9 protein-coding genes (1 of these 9 only partly in view) are annotated in these 22,548 nt (G+C 64.6%); 5 read left to right on the top strand and 4 right to left on the bottom strand.

Going from position 1 to position 22,548, the window contains the following annotated elements; translation table 11 throughout:
- Positions 1-18: 18 nt before the first annotated feature.
- The 5 genes from QZ656_RS06720 (at position 19) to pnp (ending at position 6,260) form a co-directional block, all read left to right on the top strand.
- Positions 19-2,004 (top strand): SDR family oxidoreductase, encoded by a 1,986-nt coding sequence (locus QZ656_RS06720; protein WP_291992690.1) that lies wholly within the window; start codon positions 19-21, stop codon positions 2,002-2,004.
- Positions 2,005-2,290: 286 nt separating this feature from the next.
- Positions 2,291-2,719, top strand: a complete 429-nt coding sequence (locus QZ656_RS06715; RefSeq protein WP_291992689.1) for a ProQ/FinO family protein — start codon at positions 2,291-2,293, stop codon at positions 2,717-2,719.
- Between the two features lie 164 nt (positions 2,720-2,883).
- Positions 2,884-3,444, top strand: a complete 561-nt coding sequence (locus QZ656_RS06710; RefSeq protein WP_291992688.1) for a hypothetical protein — start codon at positions 2,884-2,886, stop codon at positions 3,442-3,444.
- 253 nt (positions 3,445-3,697) lie between these two features.
- Positions 3,698-3,967: a 30S ribosomal protein S15 gene (gene rpsO / locus QZ656_RS06705; RefSeq protein WP_291992687.1), complete on the top strand. Its 270-nt coding sequence runs from the start codon at positions 3,698-3,700 to the stop codon at positions 3,965-3,967.
- 175 nt (positions 3,968-4,142) lie between these two features.
- Complete coding sequence (gene pnp, locus QZ656_RS06700; RefSeq protein ID WP_291992686.1) at positions 4,143-6,260, top strand: polyribonucleotide nucleotidyltransferase; 2,118 nt, start codon at positions 4,143-4,145, stop codon at positions 6,258-6,260.
- 90 nt (positions 6,261-6,350) lie between these two features.
- Here the strand turns inward: pnp and dksA are convergent, their stop codons facing one another.
- The 4 genes from dksA to QZ656_RS06680 all read right to left on the bottom strand — a co-directional run.
- On the bottom strand, positions 6,351-6,776 hold the full coding sequence (dksA, locus tag QZ656_RS06695) for an RNA polymerase-binding protein DksA (RefSeq protein WP_291992685.1): 426 nt from the start codon (positions 6,774-6,776) through the stop codon (positions 6,351-6,353).
- A gap of 111 nt (positions 6,777-6,887) precedes the next feature.
- Positions 6,888-7,634, bottom strand: coding sequence for a helix-turn-helix transcriptional regulator (locus QZ656_RS06690; protein ID WP_291992684.1), 747 nt, complete (start codon positions 7,632-7,634; stop codon positions 6,888-6,890).
- Between the two features lie 213 nt (positions 7,635-7,847).
- Positions 7,848-21,308: an Ig-like domain-containing protein gene (locus QZ656_RS06685; protein WP_291992721.1), complete on the bottom strand. Its 13,461-nt coding sequence runs from the start codon at positions 21,306-21,308 to the stop codon at positions 7,848-7,850.
- Positions 21,205-22,548 carry the final stretch of a DUF4347 domain-containing protein gene (locus QZ656_RS06680; protein WP_291992683.1) on the bottom strand. Its footprint extends 17,604 nt past the window's final position, so the window shows 1,344 of its 18,948 coding nt (coding positions 17,605-18,948); the start codon falls outside the window, past its right edge; it ends in the stop codon at positions 21,205-21,207. The genes QZ656_RS06685 and QZ656_RS06680 overlap by 104 nt, the downstream gene beginning before the upstream one ends.

Raw genomic sequence — 22,548 nt, 5'->3', positions numbered from 1 at the left:
GGATTTCAGGAGAGAGCAATGAATTACTTCGTCACCGGTGCCTCTGGCTTCATCGGCAAACGGCTGGTCACCCGCCTGCTGAGCCGACCAGGAAGCATCGTCTATTTCCTGACGCGCTCGCTTGAACTTTCACGGCTCCAGGACTTGTACGAGTACTGGGGATGCGACGACAAGCGCGTCGTGGCGATCGTCGGCGACCTGACACAAGCCGACCTGGGGGTCTCGAAAACCGATATTCGCAAGCTCAAAGGCAAGGTTGAGCACTTCTTCCATCTGGCCGCCGTTTATGACCTCAAGGCCAGCGCCGAGGACCAGCAACTGGCCAACGTGGACGGCACGCGCAACACCGTGCGCCTGGCCGAGGAAATCGGCGCCAGGCATTTCCACCTGGTCAGCTCGATCGCCGCCGCCGGACTCTACGAAGGGCTGTTTCGCGAGGACATGTTCGATGAAGCCGAGAACCTCGAAAACCCATACTTCCGCACCAAGCACGATTCCGAAGCGATCGTCCGCAAGGAGTGCAGCATCCCGTGGCGAATCTTCCGCCCGGCGATCGTCGTTGGCGATTCGCGCACCGGCGAAATGGACAAAATCGATGGGCCTTACTACTTCTTCAAGCTGATCCAGAAGATTCGCAAGGCCTTCCCGGTGTGGATGCCGACGGTCGGCATCGAAGGCGGACGCATCAACGTCGTCCCGGTCGACTTCGTGGCCGCCGCGATGGACCACATCGCACACCTCAAGAACGAGGACGGTCGCTGCTTCCACCTGACCGACCCAACGCCGATGCGCGTTGGCGATCTGCTCAATACCTTCGCGCGCGCGGCGCACGCGCCGGAAATGGCGATGCGCATCAACGCCGCGCTACTCGGTTTCATCCCGCGCTCGGTGCGCAAGGCGATGTTTGCCCTGACGCCCGTTCGCCGCATCCGCAACGCGGTGATGAAGGATCTCGGACTGCCCGACGACATTCTCGATTTCATCAACTACCCGACCCGCTTCGATTGCCGCGAAACCCAGCGCGCGCTCAAGGGTAGCGGCATCGCCGTACCACCGCTCGACGACTACGCCTGGCGCCTGTGGGACTACTGGGAACGGCACCTCGACCCCGATCTGTTCATCGATCGTACGCTGCGCGGCAAGGTCGAAGGCAAGGTCGTTCTGGTCACCGGCGGCTCGTCCGGAATCGGCCGGGCGACGATTCGCAAGCTCGCCGAAGCCGGCGCCATAGCCATCACCATCGCCCGCGACCCGAAGACGCTCGACGAGACGCGCGCCGAGTTCGCAGCGGCCGGTCTGCGGCTGATCACGCACGCGGTAGATATTGCCGATCCACAGCAATGCGAGGAACTGCTGAAATCGCTCAAGGACGAGCACGGCGGCGTTGACATCCTGGTCAACAACGCCGGTCGTTCGATTCGCCGCGGCATCGAGAACTCTTTCGACCGCTTCCACGACTACGAGCGGACCATGGAAGTCAACTATTTCGGCGCGCTGCGACTGACCATGGGCTTGTTGCCGGGAATGATCGCCAAACGCAAGGGACAGGTGATCAACATCTCGTCGATCGGCGTCCTGACCAACGCGCCGCGCTTCTCGGCCTACGTCGCATCGAAAGCGGCGATGGACGCCTGGGCACGTTGCGCGGCATCGGAGTTTGCCGACCGCGGCATCGAATTCACGACGATCAACATGCCGCTGGTCCGGACGCCGATGATCGCGCCGACCAAGATCTACGAGCAGGTACCAACGTTGTCTCCTGAAGAAGCCGCTGACCTGGTCGTCGAAGCGATCATCCACAAACCGGTGCGCATCGCCACCCGCCTGGGTATCTTCGGCGCGCTGCTCCATTCGCTGACGCCGAAAGTGGCGCAGATCGTCATGAACACCAGCTTCCGGATGTTCACCGACTCCAGCGCGGCGACGCACAAGCTGGAGAAGTCGGCACCGCAAACGGCAGACCAGATCGCTTTCTCGCAGATGATGCGCGGGATTCACTTCTGAAGACGCTGCGGCGAATCGCCAGCCAAACGGCTCACCATGCGGGACAAGCGCCGCCCGACAAGCGCTTGCTCACAGCGGCAAAAAACCCGCCGAGTCGATGTACGATACGGCAGACCACTCTGCCAGCCATCCACACCCCGCTCACCTTGACTGCAACCGACCATTGATGACTACGCCCACTCCAGGCCAAATGCCCATTGCCATGCCCAGCCAGACTCCAGACTCAACAGCTAGCGCCATGCCCGATCCAGCGCCCAGCCCCACTCCAGACTCATCCGCTAACGCCGTGCCGGATCCGGTACCAAGCCCGAAACCCGCCGCCAACGCTCGTCAACTCCTGAAGGAATTGCACGAGACGTTTCCGGTTTTTCGCGACTGCCTGCCCCTGGCGATCGGCATCGACAAGCAGCTGCTGTCGCGACTCCCGGGCCTTGATCGCAAACCCTTGCGGATCGCCCTGGGTATCCACACGCACTCCTTGCGCTACCTGAAAACGATCGAACGAGCGACTGAACGCCTGGACCTCGACGGCCAGCCCGCTGGCGAGATCACCGCTACGCACCGCTCGCATGCCTCCGAGGTCATCAAGGAGCGCCACAAGAAACACGCCGAACAGCGCCAGGCACAGCGCGCAGCGGACGCGCTGGCGAGACAGCACGAGGAGCACGAAGAGAAGCTGGGGCAGTTGGTCGAGAAGTTCGGCCGGCAGCGGTGAATCGCCTGCGCGCGTCGCCTTACCGGCAGCGATGCCTGGCGTCGAAGCGCTCTGGCGACGGCCTGGTGCTCTGGCCGCCGCTGGCCTACGCAATGCCGAGAGCGGTCGCTGCAGCGCCACCCGCACAACGCGGCTGGCGCCACTGAGCCGGCCACGAAAGCATCATGGATCACCTGCTCAGGGACAACGCCACACTCGAGTTATACGCCTGGCTGAACGACGATGCGCCGTTGCCGGGCTGGGATATTCTGGTCGACAACCCCTTTGCCGAGTCGCTCGCCGAAGACCGGATAAGTACGGTTCAGAACTACTTTGCCGAGTATCACCTCGAATATTTCCGGCAGCGGCTCTACCAGCACTTCCCGAGCCGCCTGCACGCCGTCCTGCTGTTTGCCACACGCGTCGATGCCGAAACCTACCGCAGCAAGCATCCAACACATGTCTTTGGCAAGGCACTGACGCGTGCGCGCAGCAAGGGGGCTTACGTCTGTTCGTTTCACGATTGCAGTTGGCTCGACTACCTGCGCCTGCCGCACAGCCTGAGCCTGTCGACGCTGGACGAAATCGCCAACCACTACTGGCGCGGCGCGCTGGTCGAAGAGGTCGGGCTGACCTTCATGAACGAACGCTGGCGGGAACCGCCGGTGATCGAAGCACTTTTCCAAGGCACCATCGAGGCCGTCACGGTGCCCCAGCAGAGCGGCTGGCTGCCGGGGTTTTCATGACGCAAGGCGCTATCCCGAACTCACCAGGGACGCTCGCCCAGCGCGCCCGACTGGCTGGCCGAGGCTCCCCCAGGCCTTCTTTTCAGCGATGACAAGAGTCTTTGCCGCAACCAGCTCCCGGCAATTGCTTGCCGCCCGGCTGCGCAGCCGTTAAAATCCGCGGTTCGCTTCGCCAAGCGAAGAACCATTTATCCATCAGGCGTTCGCTCTATCAAACCGGGGCTGCGCCGTTCTTTATGAAAGAGAGTTTGACATGGCGATTAACGTTGAGCAAAAAGCAAGCATCATGGCCGACTACCAGCGTGCCGCTGGTGACTCGGGTTCTTCCGAAGTCCAGGTGGCGCTGCTGACCGCCCGCATCAACGACCTGACCGGTCATTTCAGAGAGCACAAGAAGGACAACCACTCACGTCGCGGGCTGTTGCGCATGGTCAGTCGGCGCCGCAAGTTGCTGGACTATCTGAAGCGCACCAACGTCGACTCGTACCGCTCGCTGCTGCAGCGACTCGGCCTGCGCAAATAGACTCCCTCGCCGACCCGCGCTGCGATCCGGGCTGCGGGCCATTCAGCCGTCAGCGGCCAGCCCCTCGCGGGCTGTGCCGCTGTTCGCGCTGCGGCGTTTTGCCAACTTGGCGCGCCATTGAATCGCCTGCCGGAGTCGTGGGCAGGCACGCGCCAGACAATTGAGAAAGGCAACAATGTTTAATATCGTCAAGAAAAGCTTCAACTACGGCGCCCATCAGGTGACCCTGGAGACCGGCGAAATCGCCCGCCAGGCCGGCGGCGCCGTCATCGTCTCGATGGACGACACGGTGGTGCTGGTCAGCGTCGTTGGCAACAAGACCGCCAAGCCTGGTCAGGACTTCTTTCCGCTGACCGTCGATTACATCGAGAAGACCTACGCCGCCGGCAAGATCCCCGGCGGCTTCTTCAAACGCGAGGGCCGCCCGTCCGAGAAGGAAACGCTGACCTCGCGGCTGATCGATCGGCCGCTCCGTCCGCTCTTCCCCGAGGGCTTCTACCACGAAGTCCAGATCGTCGCCATGGTGATGTCGCTCAACCCCGAAATCGACCCCGACATCCCGGCGATGATCGGCGCTTCGGCAGCGCTGTCGATCTCCGGAATCCCCTTCGACGGCCCGATCGGTGGCGCCCGCGTCGGCTACATCGACGGTCAGTATGTGGTCAATCCCAGCACCACTCAACTCGCTTCCAGCCAGCTCAATCTGGTTGTCGCCGGGACGCAGACGGCCGTGCTGATGGTTGAATCGGAAGCCCGGGAGCTCTCCGAGGAAGTCATGCTCGGCGCCGTGCTCTTCGGTCACCAGCAGCTGCAGGCGGTGATCAACGCCATCAACGAACTCGTTGACGAAGCCGGCAAGCCCGAATGGGAGTGGTCCGCCGCCGCCCGAAACGAAGCCGTCCACGAGAAACTCGACAAGCTGGTTACCGGCGAGCTCGAAGAAGCCTACCGGATTACCAGCAAGCCGCTACGTAGCCAGCGTCTCAAGGAAATCACCGCCTACGCGGTCGAAGCGCTGACCGCCGACGACAACGCCCCCGACGCCAGCGCGGTCCGCAGAATGGTCTCCGACGTCGAAGCCCGGATCGTCCGTGGTCGCATCCTCGCCGGCGAGCCACGTATCGACGGGCGCGATACGCGTACCGTCAGGCCGATTGCGATCCGTTCGGGCGTGCTGCCGCGGGCGCACGGCTCGTCCTTGTTCACGCGTGGCGAAACGCAGGCGATCGTCGTCGCCACGCTCGGCACCGGGCGTGACGAGCAGATCATCGACGCGCTGGCTGGTGAATACCGCGAGCGCTTCATGATGCACTACAACTTCCCGCCCTACGCGACCGGAGAATGCGGCCGCGTCGGAACGCCGAAGCGTCGCGAAATCGGCCATGGCCGCCTCGCCAAGCGCGCCCTGATCGCCGTCTTGCCGTCGCCGGAAGATTTCTCCTACACCATTCGCGTGGTCTCGGAAATCACCGAATCAAATGGCTCGAGCTCGATGGCCTCGGTCTGCGGTGCATCGTTGGCGCTGATGGATGCCGGCGTTCCGCTCAAGGCACACGTCGCCGGCATAGCCATGGGGCTGATCAAGGAAGGCAATCGTGTGGCCGTGCTGACCGACATTCTCGGCGACGAGGATCACCTGGGCGACATGGACTTCAAGGTCGCCGGCACCGAGAACGGCGTCACCGCACTGCAGATGGACATCAAGATCCAGGGCATCACGCAGGAAATCATGCAGATCGCCCTTGCCCAGGCCAGCGAAGCCCGCCTGCACATCCTCAAGGAGATGCAGAGTTCGATGTCCGGCCATCGCGACGAGGTATCGACCTACGCGCCCCGCCTGTACACCATGAAGATCAATCCCGAGAAGATTCGCGACGTGATCGGCAAGGGCGGCGCGGTGATTCGTGCCATCACTGAAGAAACCGGCACGACGATCGATATCAAGGACGACGGCACGATCACCATCGCCTCGGTAAGCGGTGAAGCAGCCGATGCCGCCAAGGCACGTATCGAGTCGATCACCGCTGACGTTGAAGTTGGCAAGGTCTATGACGGCACGGTGCTCAAGCTGCTTGACTTCGGTGCCATCGTCAGCATCCTGCCGGGACGCGACGGCCTGCTGCACATTTCCCAGATCGCCAATGAACGCGTCAATGCCGTTGCCGATTATCTCAAGGACGGCCAGAAAGTCCGCGTCAAGGTTCTCGAAGCCGACGAGAAGGGACGCGTGCGCCTGTCAATGAAGGCACTGACCGTTGAAGAAGGCGGCACGGCGGCTGGCCCGGCTTCGTAACCACCGTCTCGTAGGAAAAAGCTGACAAAAAAGGACGCCCCGGCGTCCTTTTTTTGCTCTGCGCAGCCTTGGCTCAGCGCTGTCACCCCTCTACTTGGCGATCTGTTTCTCGCGCACTTCTTCGAGCGTCTTGCAGTCGATGCACATCGTCGCCGTTGGCCGCGCTTCCAGGCGCTTGATACCGATCTCGACACCGCACGCGGCACAGTAACCGTAGTCACCACTGCCGATCAGATCCATCGTTTCTTCGATCTTCTTGATCAGCTTGCGCTCGCGGTCACGGTTGCGTAATTCGATGGCAATGTCGGTCTCCTGACTGGCGCGGTCGTTGGGATCGGCGAAGTTCGTCGCCTCGTCCTTCATGGTATGAACCGTGCGCTCGATGTCGACCACAAGCTGCTGCTTGAGAGCCTCGAGAATGCTGCGGAAATGATCCAGCTGCGCGCTGTTCATGTACTCCTCTCCGGCTGTTGGCGCGTAGGGAGTGAAGTGTTTGTACGCTAACTCGTCAGTCATTTTTCGAAGACCCTACTTTGCAAAAAAACGACTAGATAGCAGAAATACAGCCGCCTGGCAAGCAGCCTCTGCGCGCCTGCCGGCAAAGGCCGGGAGCGCGTCTGCCGAGATCTACTGATCGGCAGCGGCTGCCGCCCTGCCGGGGCGGCCTTTATAGCGTTCCCGCTGGGCCATGGCCATCTCGAATGCGGCCTGCGTGAAGCTCAGAATCTCGGCAAACTCCGGGTCACTGAGGCCCCGCGCGGCGTCGTTACTGCGATAGACGTTCACGAACTGGTGTTCGCGAACCGACTGCAGCACCAGCTTGCCGACGCCGAGGGCTTCGAGGCTCTTCCACAATTCCGGGTTGGCCGTGCGCGTCATCTTCATGACAAAACCGAGCGGATCCTGACGACCGAAAACCGCCGCCAGGCGAAGGATCAACTCGAACGACAGCGCCACCCGACCGTTCTCCAGCGCTTCGATCAGCGACGGGTCCTTGAGGTCGATGGCCGCGCCGACTTCAGCAATCGTCAAACCGGCAGCCTCGCGCATGGCGCGTACCGCCGCGCCCGTTCGGCCCCAGGCAGCGGTTTCCGCCGCACTCGGCAAGACGACGCGCAAGACCTCGGCTGCCGCCTCGATCGCCTGCCCGTCCGACAACGCTCTGGAGACCTTGCCGGCCGCCTCTAGCGTTCGTCCGGCGACGCCAGCCGCCGAACTGACGTCGAGCAATCGACCGGCGATGCTGCGCACCCGCTCGACCAGACCCGACTCAACAGCGGCAGGCTCGCTGGCCGTCGCCCGAGCTTTTTTCCTGGGCATTCGCCTGCCGGCATTTTCCTGGCGTTCTGGCGGTGGCGCGGGCGGCTTGTTCATCGATCAGTCCTTTGCAAAAGCTCAGCGGCGATAGCCAGCGCCGAGGTGTTCGCCGGACGCTGCTGTCACAAGCACTATACGTCGCCTCCCGATGGCGCCGGAAGCCTGCCCGCCATGGCACGTCGAGCTACCGGCAAATACCGTGCCCCCAGCCGCACAGGACGCGCCGTAGCGGCCTTGACGGGCGCCTGGCGATCGGCCACAGCGCGCCCATCATCCGGACGCGCGGCCGCCGGTCGTCGGTGGCTGCGGATTCGCCTTTCTCGCCGGCCGCGCGGCCAGAATGCTCCTGAAGAATACCGGCTCGAACGGCACCAGGGGCAGCACCAGCATCATGCCCGCCAGCGTCGCTTCGTCCTGGCCATCCGCGTTCGCTTCCTGCGCGCGATCGGGCAGACGCTCTGGCGTGCCCTCCTCAAGCCGCTCTGGCGTGCCCTCCGGTGCATCTTCCAGAAACTCCTCGGGTGCCACTGGCAATTGTCGCGACGGCCCGGGCGTCACTCGCAAGTCCTTGTTCGGGTTGTCCGATTTCTTCGCCATATTGGTCACGAACGATTTCCGCCACTCATCGCGCGTACCGCGGCCAAGTCCCACCGGCAAGCGGAAGCCGGCAGGACGCGGGAGAAAGTCGATCTGCGGCAGCACGGCCAAGCGCACTTCCGCCGCCGCCGTCGCGTCGTCGGTCGCCAAGCCCGGCGGCGCGCTGAAAACAGTGTCGCGAGGGGCGATACCTGGCGCTGACGAACTCGGCAGGCGATCGACACCGTTGGCTTGCTGCCCGGCGCTGGCACTACCGGCAACGCCGTTGCTGTCGACAGCGAAGGAAGCGAGTTGCAACGGCTGTCGCGTGACCACGAGCGGCAGCGGTTCGACGACGTAACTGCCATCCTCATCGGTGACCGTCGCCCTGATCTCGAGCGGCCCCGCGACGGCGCCATAGCGGTGCTCAAGCTGCCGCGGGTTACCCGCATAGTCGACGACCTGGCCATCGCCCCAGTCGATCCGCCAGTTGCTGATGCGGTCATCGCCAGGGTCGCTACTGCTCAGCGCCAGGGTGTAGATCTCGCCGGCGGCGGTCGACGGCAGGCCGGCCACACGCAGCGTCGGCGCGACATTGGCAACGCTTACCGTGAATCGGCGAGTCGCCGAAGCGCCACCCGAATCATTGACGCGTACGACGAAACCATAGTGCTCGTCACCATCGCTTACCCGCCAGCTGATCGCGCCGGTGAGCGGATCGATGCGCGCTCCCGCCGCCAACGAGGCATCCACGCTATAAGTCAGCGCGTCACCCTTATCGACATCATGGCCGGTGGCAAATACGGTCAGGATTTCCCCTTCCTTGAGGCGGATGTCCGCGATCGGGTCGAGCGTCGGTGCGTGGTTTGCTCTCGGCTCGATCGTCACCCGAACGTCGCCACGGCTGCTGGCACCGGCGCTGTCGGCGAGCACATAGTGGAAGTCGTCGGTGCTGAAGTTGCCGGCGGCCGGCGTGTAGCGCACCTGCCCGTCCTCGACGACGGCCGTTCCGTGCGCAGGCTGGCTGACACTGGCCAGCGTCAAGGCCTGATTCTCGGGGTCGCTGTCGTTAGCCAGGACGTCGATCAACACCGAATCGCCCGCGTCAACCCTGGCGCTGTCCGCCACAGCGATCGGCGCCTGGTTCACCGCTGTGACGTCGAAGCTCAGCGTCCGCGCCGTCGGGTCGGTATCGACGCCAGCGTTGGCCGTGCCGCCGTCGTCCTGCACGCGGAAGCTCAATTGTGCGTAAGCCACGCCGATGGCCTTGGCCGCCGGCGTGAACAGCAGCGCGTTGGCGTTGATTTCGGCAAGCTCGACGACCGCGCCGGCACTCAGGGCAAGGCCATTGAGTGTCAGCGTCCCGGCGCTCGGCAGGCTGTCGATGATCACCGCCTTGAAGGCGTTCGCCGGCGTGTCGTCGGGATCGCTGAAACCGAAGTCGCTGGCCTTGAGGACGGCCGACGTGCCTTCCAGCGTGACGATGCTGGCACTGGTTCCGCGCGGAGCGTCATTGACCGCTGCGATGCTCAGGCTGACGCTCGCCAGCCGCGAATCGAGGAGGCCGTCGTTGACCGTGTAGGTGAAGCCATCGAGCCCGTTGTAGTTCGCCGCCGGGGTGTACAGGAAGTTGCCGCCAACCGTCTGCGTCAGCGTGCCATGACCGGGAGCGGCGACCACCGTCACCGTCAGCGGGCTGTTCTCGGCGTCGCTGTCGTTGCCAAGCACGTCGAGCAGCGTCGGCACGTCTTCGCTGACGACAAACTGATCGTCGACCGCCAGCGGCGCATGGTTCACCGCCGTGACGTCGAAGCTCAGCGTCCGCGCCGTCGGGTCGGTATCGACGCCAGCGTTGGCCGTGCCGCCGTCGTCCTGCACGCGGAAGCTCAGTTGTGCGTAGCCCACGCCGATGGCCTTGGCCGCCGGCGTGAACAGCAGCGCGTTGGCGTTGATTTCGGCAAGCTCGACGACCGCGCCGGCACTCAGGGCAAGGCCATTGAGTGTCAGCGTCCCGGCGCTCGGCAGGCTGTCGATGATCACCGCCTTGAAGGCGTTCGCCGGCGTGTCGTCGGGATCGCTGAAACCGAAGTCGCTGGCCTTGAGGACGGCCGACGTGCCTTCCAGCGTGACGATGCTGGCACTGGTTCCGCGCGGAGCGTCATTGACCGCTGCGATGCTCAGGCTGACGCTCGCCAGCCGCGAATCGAGGAGGCCGTCGTTGACCGTGTAGGTGAAGCCATCTAGCCCGTTGTAGTTCGCCGCCGGCGTGTACAGGAAGTTGCCGCCAGCCGTCTGCGTCAGCGTGCCATGGCCGGGAGCGGCGACCACCGTCACCGTCAGCGGGCTGTTCTCGGCGTCGCTGTCGTTGCCGAGCACGTCGAGCAGCGTCGGCACGTCTTCGCTGACGACAAACTGATCGTCGACCGCAACTGGCGCGTGGTTGCCGTTGGCGAGGCCGAAACGCACGTCGTCGAGGATCAGCGAACTGTCGTACGGCCCGAATCCGAGCAGGTCCAGGTAGAGCGTGATCGCAGATCCGGCAGCCACGCCAGCGAGGTCCACGCTGACGGTGATCGGCGACGCCAGCGACCCGCCCTGGCCCGAGACCGATCTTCCGGAAACGCTGACGCCCGGCGCGAAGAAGATGTCGCCGTCGGACTGAACGTTCAGGAACGCGTCGGTCATGCTCAGCCCGGTCGCCGTGCCGACAAGCGAGTTGCCGCTGGCGTCGAGCAAGGCCGCTTCGAAGGCATCGGGAGGATTGCCGGCGACATTGCTCCTGAAGTCGCTGGCGGCGAGAGTGAACTCGAGCGACGTCGCACCAAGCGGTACGACAAAGGTTTGCGACAGACCGCTGTTGACGGTCGAATTCTCGCTCAGCGTTGCCGTACTGACGGTCGTCACGACCGATCCGCTTTCCGTCCAGCCGAGCAGCGGCCCACCGGCGCCAGTAATCGTAAAACCGTTGTTAACGTTTGGCGAAACCGGCGGCGCCGCATGCAGCAAGGCCGCGGCCGATGGCTGCCCGTAGCCGACGGGAAGTGCATCGCTGACCCTGAGCACCGCCTCGGGGAAGAGCGCCTCAAGAATCGACGGGGCGACGATCGGCGAGCGGATGGCATCGATAATCTGCACGTCCCTCGCCGACGGCAGGCGCCGCACCGACGGTGCCAGGATATCGTTCATCAGATCATCAGCGTAGCTGCTGCTCGCCAGGTGCTGGCCGTCAAGCGACAAGCGGGCGGTGAAACCGGCGCCGACGAAAACCTGCGAGCCGGCGACCGTCCCCACCTGGGCGGCAAAGCCGGCCGTCAGCGGATTGAAGCCAAGCAGATGGCCTTCCTCGTGCAGCAACACGGTGAGCAGGTCGTACCTGCCGGCAGCGAGCGAATCGGCGGCGGCCCGGAAGGCCGTGTCAGCGAGCGTCGTCGAGAATTCGGAGTGATCGAGCGGCGTCGGATCGACGAACCAGCCGAGGCCACTGGCGTTGCGGTCGAGGACGATGGTACCGGCGGTCGGCAGGCCGTCGGCGCCGACGGCGTCAATGCGCGCCTCGCCGAGTTGACCGTCGGGCAGGTCTGCCAGGCTGACGCTGATCTGAATCGCCGCCGCCTCGTGCAGGCGGCTGGACCAGAGCTCAAGGGCGGCCGCCGGATTGGTCGCGGCAGCATCGAGATCGGACATGGTCAGCGCTACGCTCTCGATGCTGACGGCGGTCACCGTGCCGCTGTCGGCAACGGCGAGATTCCTGGTCCCGTTACTCAAGTAGAAATTGGCGAGAAGCGGATTGCTGGTCAGCGCAAACGCACGCCGTACGGCGGCACCGACATCGACCAGCCCGTAACCGTAGGCCAGGTTCTGACCGGTGCCGGGGGTGGTGCCGACGCTTGCCGTCGCACCGCTGTAGGCGAAACGGACAACGCTCAAGCCGTTGTTGTGAGCAGCGGATGTCGTGCCGTTGTAAGCGCGGATCACCTGATACGTCGAACTTCCGATACCGGGCGTCACGGAGGTGACAAGCATGTCTTCCGAACCCACCCGGATCACCCAGATGGATGGCGAGAAGGCTGGTCCGGCAGAAGTGTAGGAGTCCGAAACGCTGATCGAAGTCGTCGTGGCATCCGGAACGGCGGCCGTCAGCGCGAATACACCGGTCGTTTTGCGGGCCGCGAGTGGGCTGGCCGTGTCGATCAGAAGCTGTCGCAGTTCGCCGCCGGTCAGGTCGGGATTGACGCTCCAGACCAGAGAGGCGTAGCCGGCCATGTTCGGATTGGCCGCGGAAGTGCCATTGAAGAAAAGTGAGCCGTTCGACGCCGGCGTGAGCCCGGGCCAATTCCCCAGGACGGTGCCATTGCCAATTACCGCCGGTGAATCGGTCGGGGCCATCAAGGTCAGCGTCGGACCGAAGTTCGAGTAGTTGGCGCGGCTGACCGCCGTCGCGTTCTGAAGGCCGGCTGCCGCCGTCAGCGAGGAGACCGGGGTGGTGAAGGCGTCGCTCGCGTTGGCGATCAAGGCGCCGACAGCGATGACATTGCTGTTGGTAGCGGCGAAACGGGCGACACCACCGCTGAGAACGGGGTTGCCGGGATTCGTGATGTCGATGTCGATTCCACCGTTGCCCGCGGCCACGGCAAAGAGTGCGTAATTGGCGTTGGCCGCGATCAGTTGCTGCAACTGGGCCGGTGTGCCGCCGCTGGTCAACCAGCCTTCGCCTTGAATGCCGCCCTGGAAAACAACATGGTCGTAACCTTTGGCAACGGCGTAGGCCAGCGCGTCGCTTACCGAGAAGTTGGCGGAACTTGCGGCGTTGTAGGGGTCTTCCACGAGAACCGGGCTGGTCCAGTTGATGCCGGCGACTCCGAGCGCGTTGTTCACGATCGCCGACATGATGCTGATCGACTGATGGCCATGCGAATCGCTACCCGAGGACGAGACCGCTCCCGGGTGCGAAGCATCGATCCGCGTCGGGTCGAGGTCGTCTACGCCAGTGGGCGCATTGGGCAGGCCGTTGTCCACCGACACGATCAGGATCTTGCTGCTGCCGGTCGTGAAACGCCAGGCGTCGGGGGTATCCGTGACGGCCAGATTCCATTGCAGGCTGTAGAAAGGATCGCTCGGATGGACCTGCAGTTCCTTGACCGTTCCGTCGGAGAACAGCAAGCGCTCGATCCCCTGGCAGTAGATTTCCTGGCCGGTGTCCAGACACAGGTAGTCAAACGCCGTTCCCCGGTAGATCACCTGACTGGGCGGCGAACTCCAGGCATTGTTGAAAGCACTGAGTGAGCGGCCGTCGATACTCGTCAGCTGCGCAGGCAGCACGCCGAGATTGAGCGTATCGGTGCCGCCGCCGCCATAGATGACGATGCCGTCATTGAGGTAGTCGGCAAGCTTGTACGTTTGCGGCGCAAACGAGCCGCGAATCATGCCGTCGGAGGCGACAAAGGGTGCCGCAGTATCCGCCCGATCGCCCTGAATAATCATCGGCTTGAAACCGACGTCCTGGGCTGCCGCGCCGTTCTCGAACTCGAGGTGCAGATAGATCTTGTAGTAGCCCTCGCTTGGCAGGGACGGCGTGCTGCCAGCCGGCCCGGCGAGCAGCACATCAAGGTTCAGGAGTTCGTCGGTAACCTGGAGTTGCTGGCCGTTATAGGTCTTCAGGAGCACATCGGCGCCGCCACCGGTCGGCTTGGCCTTGAGCTGGATTTGTTTCACGACCCCGGCAAGCCCCGAAGAGGGAATGCCAAAGCTGACTTTCAGGACGCCATGCTGAAACACGGTCTCCGGCGTGTTGTCGCCAGACGCGTCGTAAACGCTCAGCGGATACGAGCGCGTCTGCAGCGCGATGCCACCCGGGAAGCCGCCGGTGAGGACCGGCGGCCGGTTGCTGCCCGCCGGGATCCCGAAGGCCGTCAGCGTACTGCCGTCGTCAAGGGTATCGGTATGCAGCAGATAGTCGGCGCGCACGTCGATCTCGGCGTTCGCCGCGCGATTGCCGTTGATCAGCGGCAGGTCGTCGATCGCGTACTTGCGCATGTCCTTGCCCGAGGGATCCTTGGCCAGCTGCAGCTGGACCAGCTGCAGCATCGCCCTGGCGTCAAAGACCATCACCCCACCCGAGCCAGCGCTGGTCGGCAGCCCCTGGTAGCTGACGTAGAGATAGCGACCATCGGCCGACAGCGCCAGGTCCACCGGGAAACCATGCGGTGTCGGGCGCGTTGCCGCGACCACCTGCGGATGGTCGGTCAAGGGATCCTTGATGATCGCCACGTTACCGGCTTCGTAGAGGGGATTGGCACTCTGGTCGAGATAGCCGCTGACACCGCCGCCATTGAAGCTGAAGCCGTTGAATTCGCCGCCGAAGACCTTGTTGACCTGGTCAGCACGGGCGGCAACAAAGGCATAACTGCCGTCGGGAGTGAACACGATGCCGCTGGCGTTGTGCACGGCGAGTTGCGGGTTCAGCGCGGTCGCCAGCTTGTCGAGGTCGAGCGGAATGGTGCGCTTCTGGCTCGCCGCAAAGTTGGTCACGAAGACGCCCAGCGCGTCGGCCTCGGCATTGGTGAACCCGACATCCTGGCGGCCCGGAGTGACGGCAACGCCGTAGGTTTCGCGACTTCCCGGGATGTACTTGATGGCCGCCGGGTCGCCCGCTTGCAGCTTGCTCAGATCGATATCGACCAGATTACCGGCAAGTTTCGTCCACGAGTGGCCACCGTTCGGATCCGTATTCTCGTTCGGAGCCGTCACATAGACGTGCAGGCCGTCGGCGGAAACCGCGACCTTACGCAGGCCCGACGGTGCCTTCGAAGCGCTGGCAAAGCTTTGCTGGTTACCCTGGTCGACCCCGGACAGCGACACCTCGCCGCCGACGCGGATATTTTGCACGACCCGGTTGTAGTTCACCGACGCCGGGTCGATGTCGATCTGGAACAGGTAGGACGATGCGACGCCCATGATGAGATACGGGCTTTGTGCGGCGACGTAGGCGTATTTTCCGGCCGGGTCGATGGCGATGCCGTAGGGCTGGGCACCGAAGGGCAGGCGAATCGAATCGCTGGGAAACTGATTCGAGTAGATGTAGACCGATGAATCGACGAATGAAAGACCGTCCTTCCGGGTCGCCACCAGCTCCAGGCGGTAGTTCCCGGTGGCGTAGTTTTTCGGGTCGAAGGTGGTCAGAATGCCGCTGTTTACCGTGCCGCTTCCCGTCGCCAGTTGCATCGAGCTGCCGTCGTTCATGGCCAGCAGACTGAGAGTCCAGCTCGCAAGATTGGCAATATCGATCGTTGCGCGAATCGCCGTGGCCCGGCTGACCTCCCTTCCGAAAAGGTCGGGATCGACGTGCAGCGAACCGCTGATCGGCTTGTTGCTGGCAGGCGGCGGCGCGCTGTTGGTATTGATTTGCTGCAGCGCCACGGTATCGACGACGGCCACGCGCCCGGAGCCGCGCAGCGTGACGTAGGCGCGCGTGTTATCCGGGGTAATCGCCACGTCTCGCGGGAAGGGATTGTCCTCGGCCGAGTCGAGAGGAATCCTGGCGATCAGATCGCCGAGTTCGCCGAGAATCGGATTGCCATTGAGAACGGCGAGATCGCCTTGCACGCCGGCAGGGGTGTACTTGCCCTCGGGTAGCGCGACGAAAACGTAGGTCCCTTCGGAGTTGATCGTCGCCTCGTTGCTATCGACCGGATGGAAGTTGTAAACGACGACGCCGTTCTGGTACGACTGCTGCGCGTCGATCCGGGTGACCCTGATTTGCGCGAGACCGAGGACGACCGACGCCGGCACGAGCACGTGCAGCTCGGTCGCCGTACTGCCCGATGAAGGACTGACGGTCGTCGTTCTCTTGCTGTTGAACGGCCCGGGCATGCTGAAGCTGACCGACAGTTCGTCGGGGTTTTGTCCCGAGTCGGTGAAATGGCTGCCGGTCAACACCAGCTCGTGCAGCAATTCGCCGGTGGCCGGATCGGTCTTGCTCAGGTCGACCGAGACCGAGGTGATGTGCGGCGCCGTCGGCGGCAGGCTGGGCGGTGGCGTGATCGTGGTCGCGTAGTTGCTGACCTGGTTGGGGTTGATCTGGAAATCGGAGACCGTCGTGATCGGCAGGCCGTCCTGCGGTACGACCTGAATCGCAAACGGCAAGGGTTGTGGCGCCGAAGGAACCGCCAGCGAGGCCATGATCCCCGCGGCGCTGACCGCCCCGAGCGTGCCGACCAGCGTGCCGCCGGCGCTGGCCAGCGAGACCGTGAGGACCAGCTGTTGGATCAGTGCCGCCTCGAGCTGCAGGCGCCCGAGATCAACCGTCGGGTAGGCGATCAGGTACTGGGATTTGTCCTTGATGCCGGGGAAGGGGCGTGAATGGGTATGCGCCATCCCGTCGCTGCCGACCTCGCCGCTGTCGACCTGCCACCAGATCGGCCGCGTCGTGCCGTCGTCGTTGAGATATTCACCGGCCTGGTAGAAATAGACCGTCGCGCCGACGGGAATCGACGGATCGACCTTGACGTGGAGTTGCAGCGGCACCGCCAGGGCTTTGTCGCCGACATCGAGATTGAACGCTGCGGCGAACTTGAAACCGTCGGGAACGGCTTGCGGAAGCTCCGCCAGAGTGGCCGACGTCAGGCTGACGGTCGTCTCGGCGGCCAGGTCGCCCGGCGGTACCGCGACGTAAGAACCGTCCACGGCGGTCACCACGCCACCGGCCGACCCCAGCACGGCAGGACCCGTCGGGCCAGGCGCCACGACGCGCACCGGCAGCAGCGATTCAGCAGCGCCGTTGATGACCGTCAGCGTCGCGTTTCCTTCAGCGACGGCAGTGATCAGGCCATCGGCACTCACCGTCACCACTCCCGGATGGTTGAGGAAGTAGCGGGTGCCAGCGGCCGCCGCGGTAAGGTCCATCGACAGCGTCGTATCGGCCTCGGCAAAGACCTGCATCTGGCGGCTGCCATCCTTGCTGCTGAGGGTCACCGCGCCCGGGTAGGCATTGAGTCCGAGGGCATAGAGATATTGCCCCAACAGACTCTCGGGAATGCCAACGGTGACCGCAGTCGCCGCCTGGACGCCGTGGCTGGCGACGACAAGCGCGGTGCTCCCGTTGTTCACGGCGTGCAGCAGGCCGCTTGACGAGACGCTGGCCACCGTCAGGTCGGTCGATTGGAAGGTGAGATACGAGCTGGGCAGGAACACGCCCTGCTGGTCGGCAAAATCGCCGAAGACATTGAACTGGAAGTCAACCGGTGTGACCACTGGCGCCGGGCCGGTTGGAACGAAGTCACCGACCGACACATCCCAAATCGCGTCCCAGCTGCCGATGACGCCGAGCTGCAAACGCGGCGCCCGCTCCTGGAAGTCCAGGTTGATCAGCGGTGCATTGCTGACAGTGACGACAACGGTGGCGACCGCGGAAGTGCCATAGCCATCGTCAGCCAGGAACTGGAAGCTGCCCTGCCCGGCAAAGCCGACGTCGGGAAGGAAGCTCACCGAACGGCCACCGGGCGCCAGCGTCGCCATCCCGTTCTGCGCGCCGACGATGCGGAAGAACAGCGGATCACCGGCGGCGTCGCTGGCCAGCGTCGTCAGGTCGATCGAAGTCGGCAGGTCGATGTGCGTCAGCGCTTCGGACGAATGGGCGACCGGCGGACCGATGGCGACAAAGCCGAAATTGCTGCCCAGCAACTGCGCGTCGTTCGGGTCGATCGTGCCGTCACGGTTGGCATCGACGGCGGCCACGTAAGTCACTTGCCCGCTTGAACTGCCCAGCGCCTGCGCGACCAGGGCGGCGTCGAGCCCGTCCACCTTGCCGTCCTCGTTGGCGTCGCCAGCGACGAAGAGTTGCAGCGTGTAAGCGCCGGCACTGCCGGCGTCAATGCCGGCAATGCGCAGCAAAGCGAGTCCCGCGTCGCTGACTGAAAACAAAGCGAAGGCGCTGCCGTTGCCGATCCTCTGCAGCAGCGGCGTCAACCCGGCGATCGTCGGCAGCGCCGGTTGCAGTGCGCTGCCGACGTCGGCACGCAGTTCGACTCCCAGGAGGACCGTCCCCTGGCGCGTCGACTGGATTTCCAGAGGCCGCAGATTGAAGCTCAAAAGATCGCTCGCGCCTGCCGTCAGGGTGCCGTGAAATGGCGTATTGGAGAACTGTCCGGGGCCGCCGAGGTCGGCGAGCACCGGAGAAATGAGCACGTTGGCGCCGTATTCGATCGCCTTACCCGTCTGAGTCGACGGCGAAGTCGCCAGGATCAGCCGCGGCGCATCGTTGCCGGCGTAGCCGTAGCGGCTGCTTTCCTGCGTGCTGGTGTCGTGGAAGGAAGTCAGCTTGCCGAGCGCATCGTAGGCGTAGACCACGCGCCGGCCGTCGGGCCCAATAATCTCGCTGACCCTCCCCGACGCATCGCGAACGAAGTGCACGGCCTCGCCCGTCGAACTGGTGATGCCGTCGTCGGTGAAAATCAGGCGCCCGCCGCCGGGCAGGACTTGCTGCTCGACGCCCTTGGCCGCGCTGAGCTGGTAAACGGTTCCGTCGGGCGCGCTGAGCGTGTATTCGGGCCCGTCGAACTGCCCACTGGCAGGATCGTAAGCCTGCCCGGTCTGCGCGTCGTAGAAGCCTTTCGGACCACGAATCAGCACCGCGCCGGCCGAATCGAGCCGGTAGTCGACGCCGACATCGGCCTGGTACGCGGGCGTGTAATAGCTGACGCCGGAGAGCGTGTGCTTCTCGGGAGTAAAGGTATAGCCGACTCGCCGACCATCGGGCAGCGTCAGGTAAACGCGCGTGCCCTGCTGGAAGGGATTGTAGATGCCGCGGCTTTCCTCGCCGGTCGGCACGACGCTGGTCTGGATGTCGCTGTCGCGGTTGGCGAGCCGCCAACCCAGGCCGAAAGTTCCCGCCACATCGTGCTGCAGGGAATCGTAGGAACGTACCAGGTGGACCACCGTGCCGCCGAGATTTGCCGAAAGATCGACGTCCGCTTGCTGGTAGCTTCCCGGCTTGCTCGCCGTATTGGCGTCGAAGACCGTCTCGGTAGTCGTCGTACGACCACTGATATCGCTTGCCGTCAGGCGCAGGCGATAAACGCCGTTGGCCAGGCTGGCCGGATCGAGTGCGTAGAGCACGCCGCTGACCGAGCTGTCGCCGCCAGCCAACGTCGTGAAGCGTTCGGAGCCGAGTGGCGCCAACTCCAGGGTCCAGAAGTCAAGGTTGCTGTCGCTGACCGAGCCGCGCAGATCGAGGACGCTGGTCAGCGTGCTGCCGGCCGCAAGGTTTGCCAACGACAGCAGCGGTGCGAGTTGATCGTTCGGGTCGCGGACCTTCAAGACGCTGCTGGCAGTGCCAACGCGGCCGTCGCCGTCGCTGGCCGTGGCGACAATCGCAAAGCGACCGGGCGTCGCTGGAACGTAGGTCGCGCGACCGTGTACGTCAAGGACGAGCGGCTGTCCGTCGACCGTCAGGGTCAGGCCGCTGATCGGTGCGACGCTGCTGGCGGCGGCGTGTACGAGCACCGGTGAACCTGGAACGCCGGGGAAACTGGGGGTCAGCTCGATCAGCACCTGTGGCGGTACGGCAGCGAGCGTGACGCGCAGGAGCGACGGTCGGGTGATCGTCAACTCGCCGTCGCTGACGGCAAATTGCACGGGAAAGTCGCCGGTCTGCGACGGTCCGGGAGTCCACAGCAGGCGCCCGCTGCCGGCGTCCAGCGTCGCGCCCGCAGGCAGCCCGCTCGCCGAGTAGCTCAAGGTCGTCGCCAGATCGGCATCGGCACCGGTCAACTGCAGGCTGAACGGCTGCCCGACGAGCAGCCCGTGATTATCGACCAGCAGCGTCGGTGGCCGGTCCACGTTGTCGATATGCAGCTGCGCCGCCAGGCTGTCGGTCAGACCACCGGCATCGGTCACGGTGAAGGCGAGCGCGTAGTCACCCGCCTGCTGGTAGTCCGGAGTCCATTGCAGGCGCCCGGTCGACGCTTCGAGAAGCACCCCGGCAGGCAGCGCCGAGGTCGCGCTGTAGGTCAGCGGATCCTGGTTGGCGTCGGCGGCGGCCAGCGTGAATTGCAGCAAAGTTCCCTCGCGGCCCGACTGTGCGGGCAGCGGCACGAAGCGCGGCGCCTCGTTGACCGGCGTGACGGTGATACTCATCGTCTGGCTGGTCGCCAGGTTGCCGTCGCTGGCGGTCAGCACGATATGCTCGTATTTGCCGACCTGCACCAACAGCGGCGTCCAGGTCAGTACGCCGGCGAGCGCGTCGAGCGTCGCCCCGACCGGCAGATTGGCCGCCGAATACGTCAACGGGTCGCCGTCGGCGTCAAGCGCTCGCAACTGCAGCGCCAGCGTCTGGCTGGCGGGCGCTGTCTGGGTGGCGGACGACAGCCACGCTGGCGCCTGGTTGCTGGTGCGCACGGCCAGCGTAAAGGTGCGTTGATCGGCAAGCGAGCGTGCCGGATCGCCGTTGCCGCCGTCGGCGACCCTGACGAGAACCGTGTAGTTGCCGACGTCGAGCGCCGTCGGCGTCCAGCTGATGACGGCCTGGCCGTAAGCCGGGCCGGCAGCGATGCTGGCGTTGCCGGGCAGACCGACGGCGCTGAAGGCCAGCGCTTCCTGATCGCCGTCGCCGGCCTGGATGGTGAACTGCAAGGCCTGCCCGACCAGCGCCACCTGGTTACCGATAGGCGCCAGATGCGGCGGCACGTTGGTCGCGTCGACGCTCAGCACAAAGGACTGCGTAGCCGACAGAATCGCCCCCGGTCCATTGCCGTCGCCGTTGTCGAAGGCGCTCAGCGAGAGCGTGTAGTTGCCCCGGTCATCGCGCCCGGGCTTGAAAGTGAGCTGGCCGGTACCGTCGCCGTAATCGACGAACTCGCCGAAGGCCGGCAAGCCGACCAGCGCGAGCCTCAGCGGATCGCCGTCGGCGTCCACCGCCTGCAGCGGGAGGTGCACGACCGTATCGTGGTCGATGTGCAGGTTGGCCATGAAGTCCAGCTGCGGCGCACGGTTGACGTTGAGCACCTTGATGGTGACCGTCTGGACGGTGCTGAGTGGCTGCCCGGTGCCGTCGCCGTCATCGGTAGCGGTGATCGTCAGCGTGTGCTGGCCGGCGTCGCCGTAGCCCGGTGTCCAGGTGACGAGTTGCGTCTCGGCGTCGAAAGTCGCGCCTGGCGGCAGGCCGCTGGCGGCATAACTGACCGAAGCCCTGCCCGCCTCGCTGCTGACCAGCGTGCCATCGGCCGCACGCTCGGGAGCGATCCAGGTCGGGTTGTCGGCGTCGAAGGCCTGCGCGCGGAACTGGAGCTGCTGCCCTTCGAGGATCTGGAAGTCGCTGAGATTTTCGAATACCGGCGCCGCATTGGCGTTCAGCACGACGATGGCCAGCGTCTGGCTGCTGCTCGCCTGCCCGTTGCTGACGCGGATCGGCACCGAAAAAAACGCCGTGCTGCGTCGCATCGGGAGTCCATTGCAAGACGCCGCTCTGCGGGTCGAGGAAGGCGCCCGGCGGCAGCAGGTCGCTGCTAAAGCTCAGCGCCGCGCCATGCACGTCGCTGGCACGCAACTGAATCTCGATCGGGTCGCCTTCACGGCCGGTGAAATTGGCTGGCTTGGCAAAGGTCGGTGCTTGCGGCGTCGGCGCGATGATCACCGTGATCGTCTCGCTCAGCGTGTGCAACCCGTCGCTGACCAGCAGGCGCACGTCGCTATACGTTCCCGCGGAATGGAAGTCGGGCGTCCACACCAGCGCGTGCTGGACGGCATCGAAGACCGCACCCGGCGGCAGGTGATCGGTCCAGTAAACCAGCGGATCGCCTTCCGGATCGCTCGCTTCGATCAGCACTTGTAGCCGTTCGCCTTCCTTGCCGCGAATCTGGTCGGCAAGAGAAACAAACACCGGCGTGCCGTTGACGCCGTTCACCGCCACGGTGAACGATTGCGTGTCGTAGGCGCCGGCCGAATCGTAGACCTGCACGACTGCAGTCGTCAGCCCGGAACTCGCTGCCAACGGCGTCCAGGTGAGCAGGCCAGTGAGCGCGTCCACGACCATTCCGGCCGGCCCGCGGACCAGCAGGTACGACAGCTGATCGCCATCGCTATCCGCCGCCAGCGGCTGGTAGCTGTACAGCTCAGCGACGGCGGCCGATGTCGGCGGCAGCGAAGAAAAGGCGGGCGCATGGTTGCCGGCCAGCAGGCCCGATACGCCAGGGTCGAAGGCGACCGGGTGACGATCGGGGGTGAGCACGGAAATGGTTCTGCCGGTCGCCCGCTGCCCCGGTTCGAGAATGCCGTCGGGCGGCAGAGTGCCGCTCAGGTCGATCAACCACGAGCCATCGGCGGCGCGGCCCTGATTGCCGAGCGGCTCGCCGTCGAAGTGCTGCAGCGGCGTCAATTGCAGGATCACCGGCAACAACAGCCG

The sequence above is a fragment of the Candidatus Accumulibacter sp. ACC003 genome (assembly GCF_907163085.1).
Classification (GTDB): Bacteria; Pseudomonadota; Gammaproteobacteria; order Burkholderiales; family Rhodocyclaceae; genus Accumulibacter.
The sequence above is the reverse complement of the archived record's forward strand: the minus strand, read 5'-3'. Positions and strand labels throughout refer to the sequence as shown.

Bases quoted from the DNA above. Each gene is read 5' to 3' on its own strand.
- QZ656_RS06720 (WP_291992690.1), top strand. From the start codon at position 19: ATGAATTACTTCGTCACCGGTGCCTCTGGCTTCATCGGCAAACGGCTG.
- QZ656_RS06710 (WP_291992688.1), top strand. From the start codon at position 2,884: ATGGATCACCTGCTCAGGGACAACGCCACACTCGAGTTATACGCCTGG.
- rpsO (WP_291992687.1), top strand. From the start codon at position 3,698: ATGGCGATTAACGTTGAGCAAAAAGCAAGCATCATGGCCGACTACCAG.
- pnp (WP_291992686.1), top strand. From the start codon at position 4,143: ATGTTTAATATCGTCAAGAAAAGCTTCAACTACGGCGCCCATCAGGTG.
- dksA (WP_291992685.1), bottom strand. From the start codon at position 6,776: ATGACTGACGAGTTAGCGTACAAACACTTCACTCCCTACGCGCCAACA.
- QZ656_RS06690 (WP_291992684.1), bottom strand. From the start codon at position 7,634: ATGAACAAGCCGCCCGCGCCACCGCCAGAACGCCAGGAAAATGCCGGC.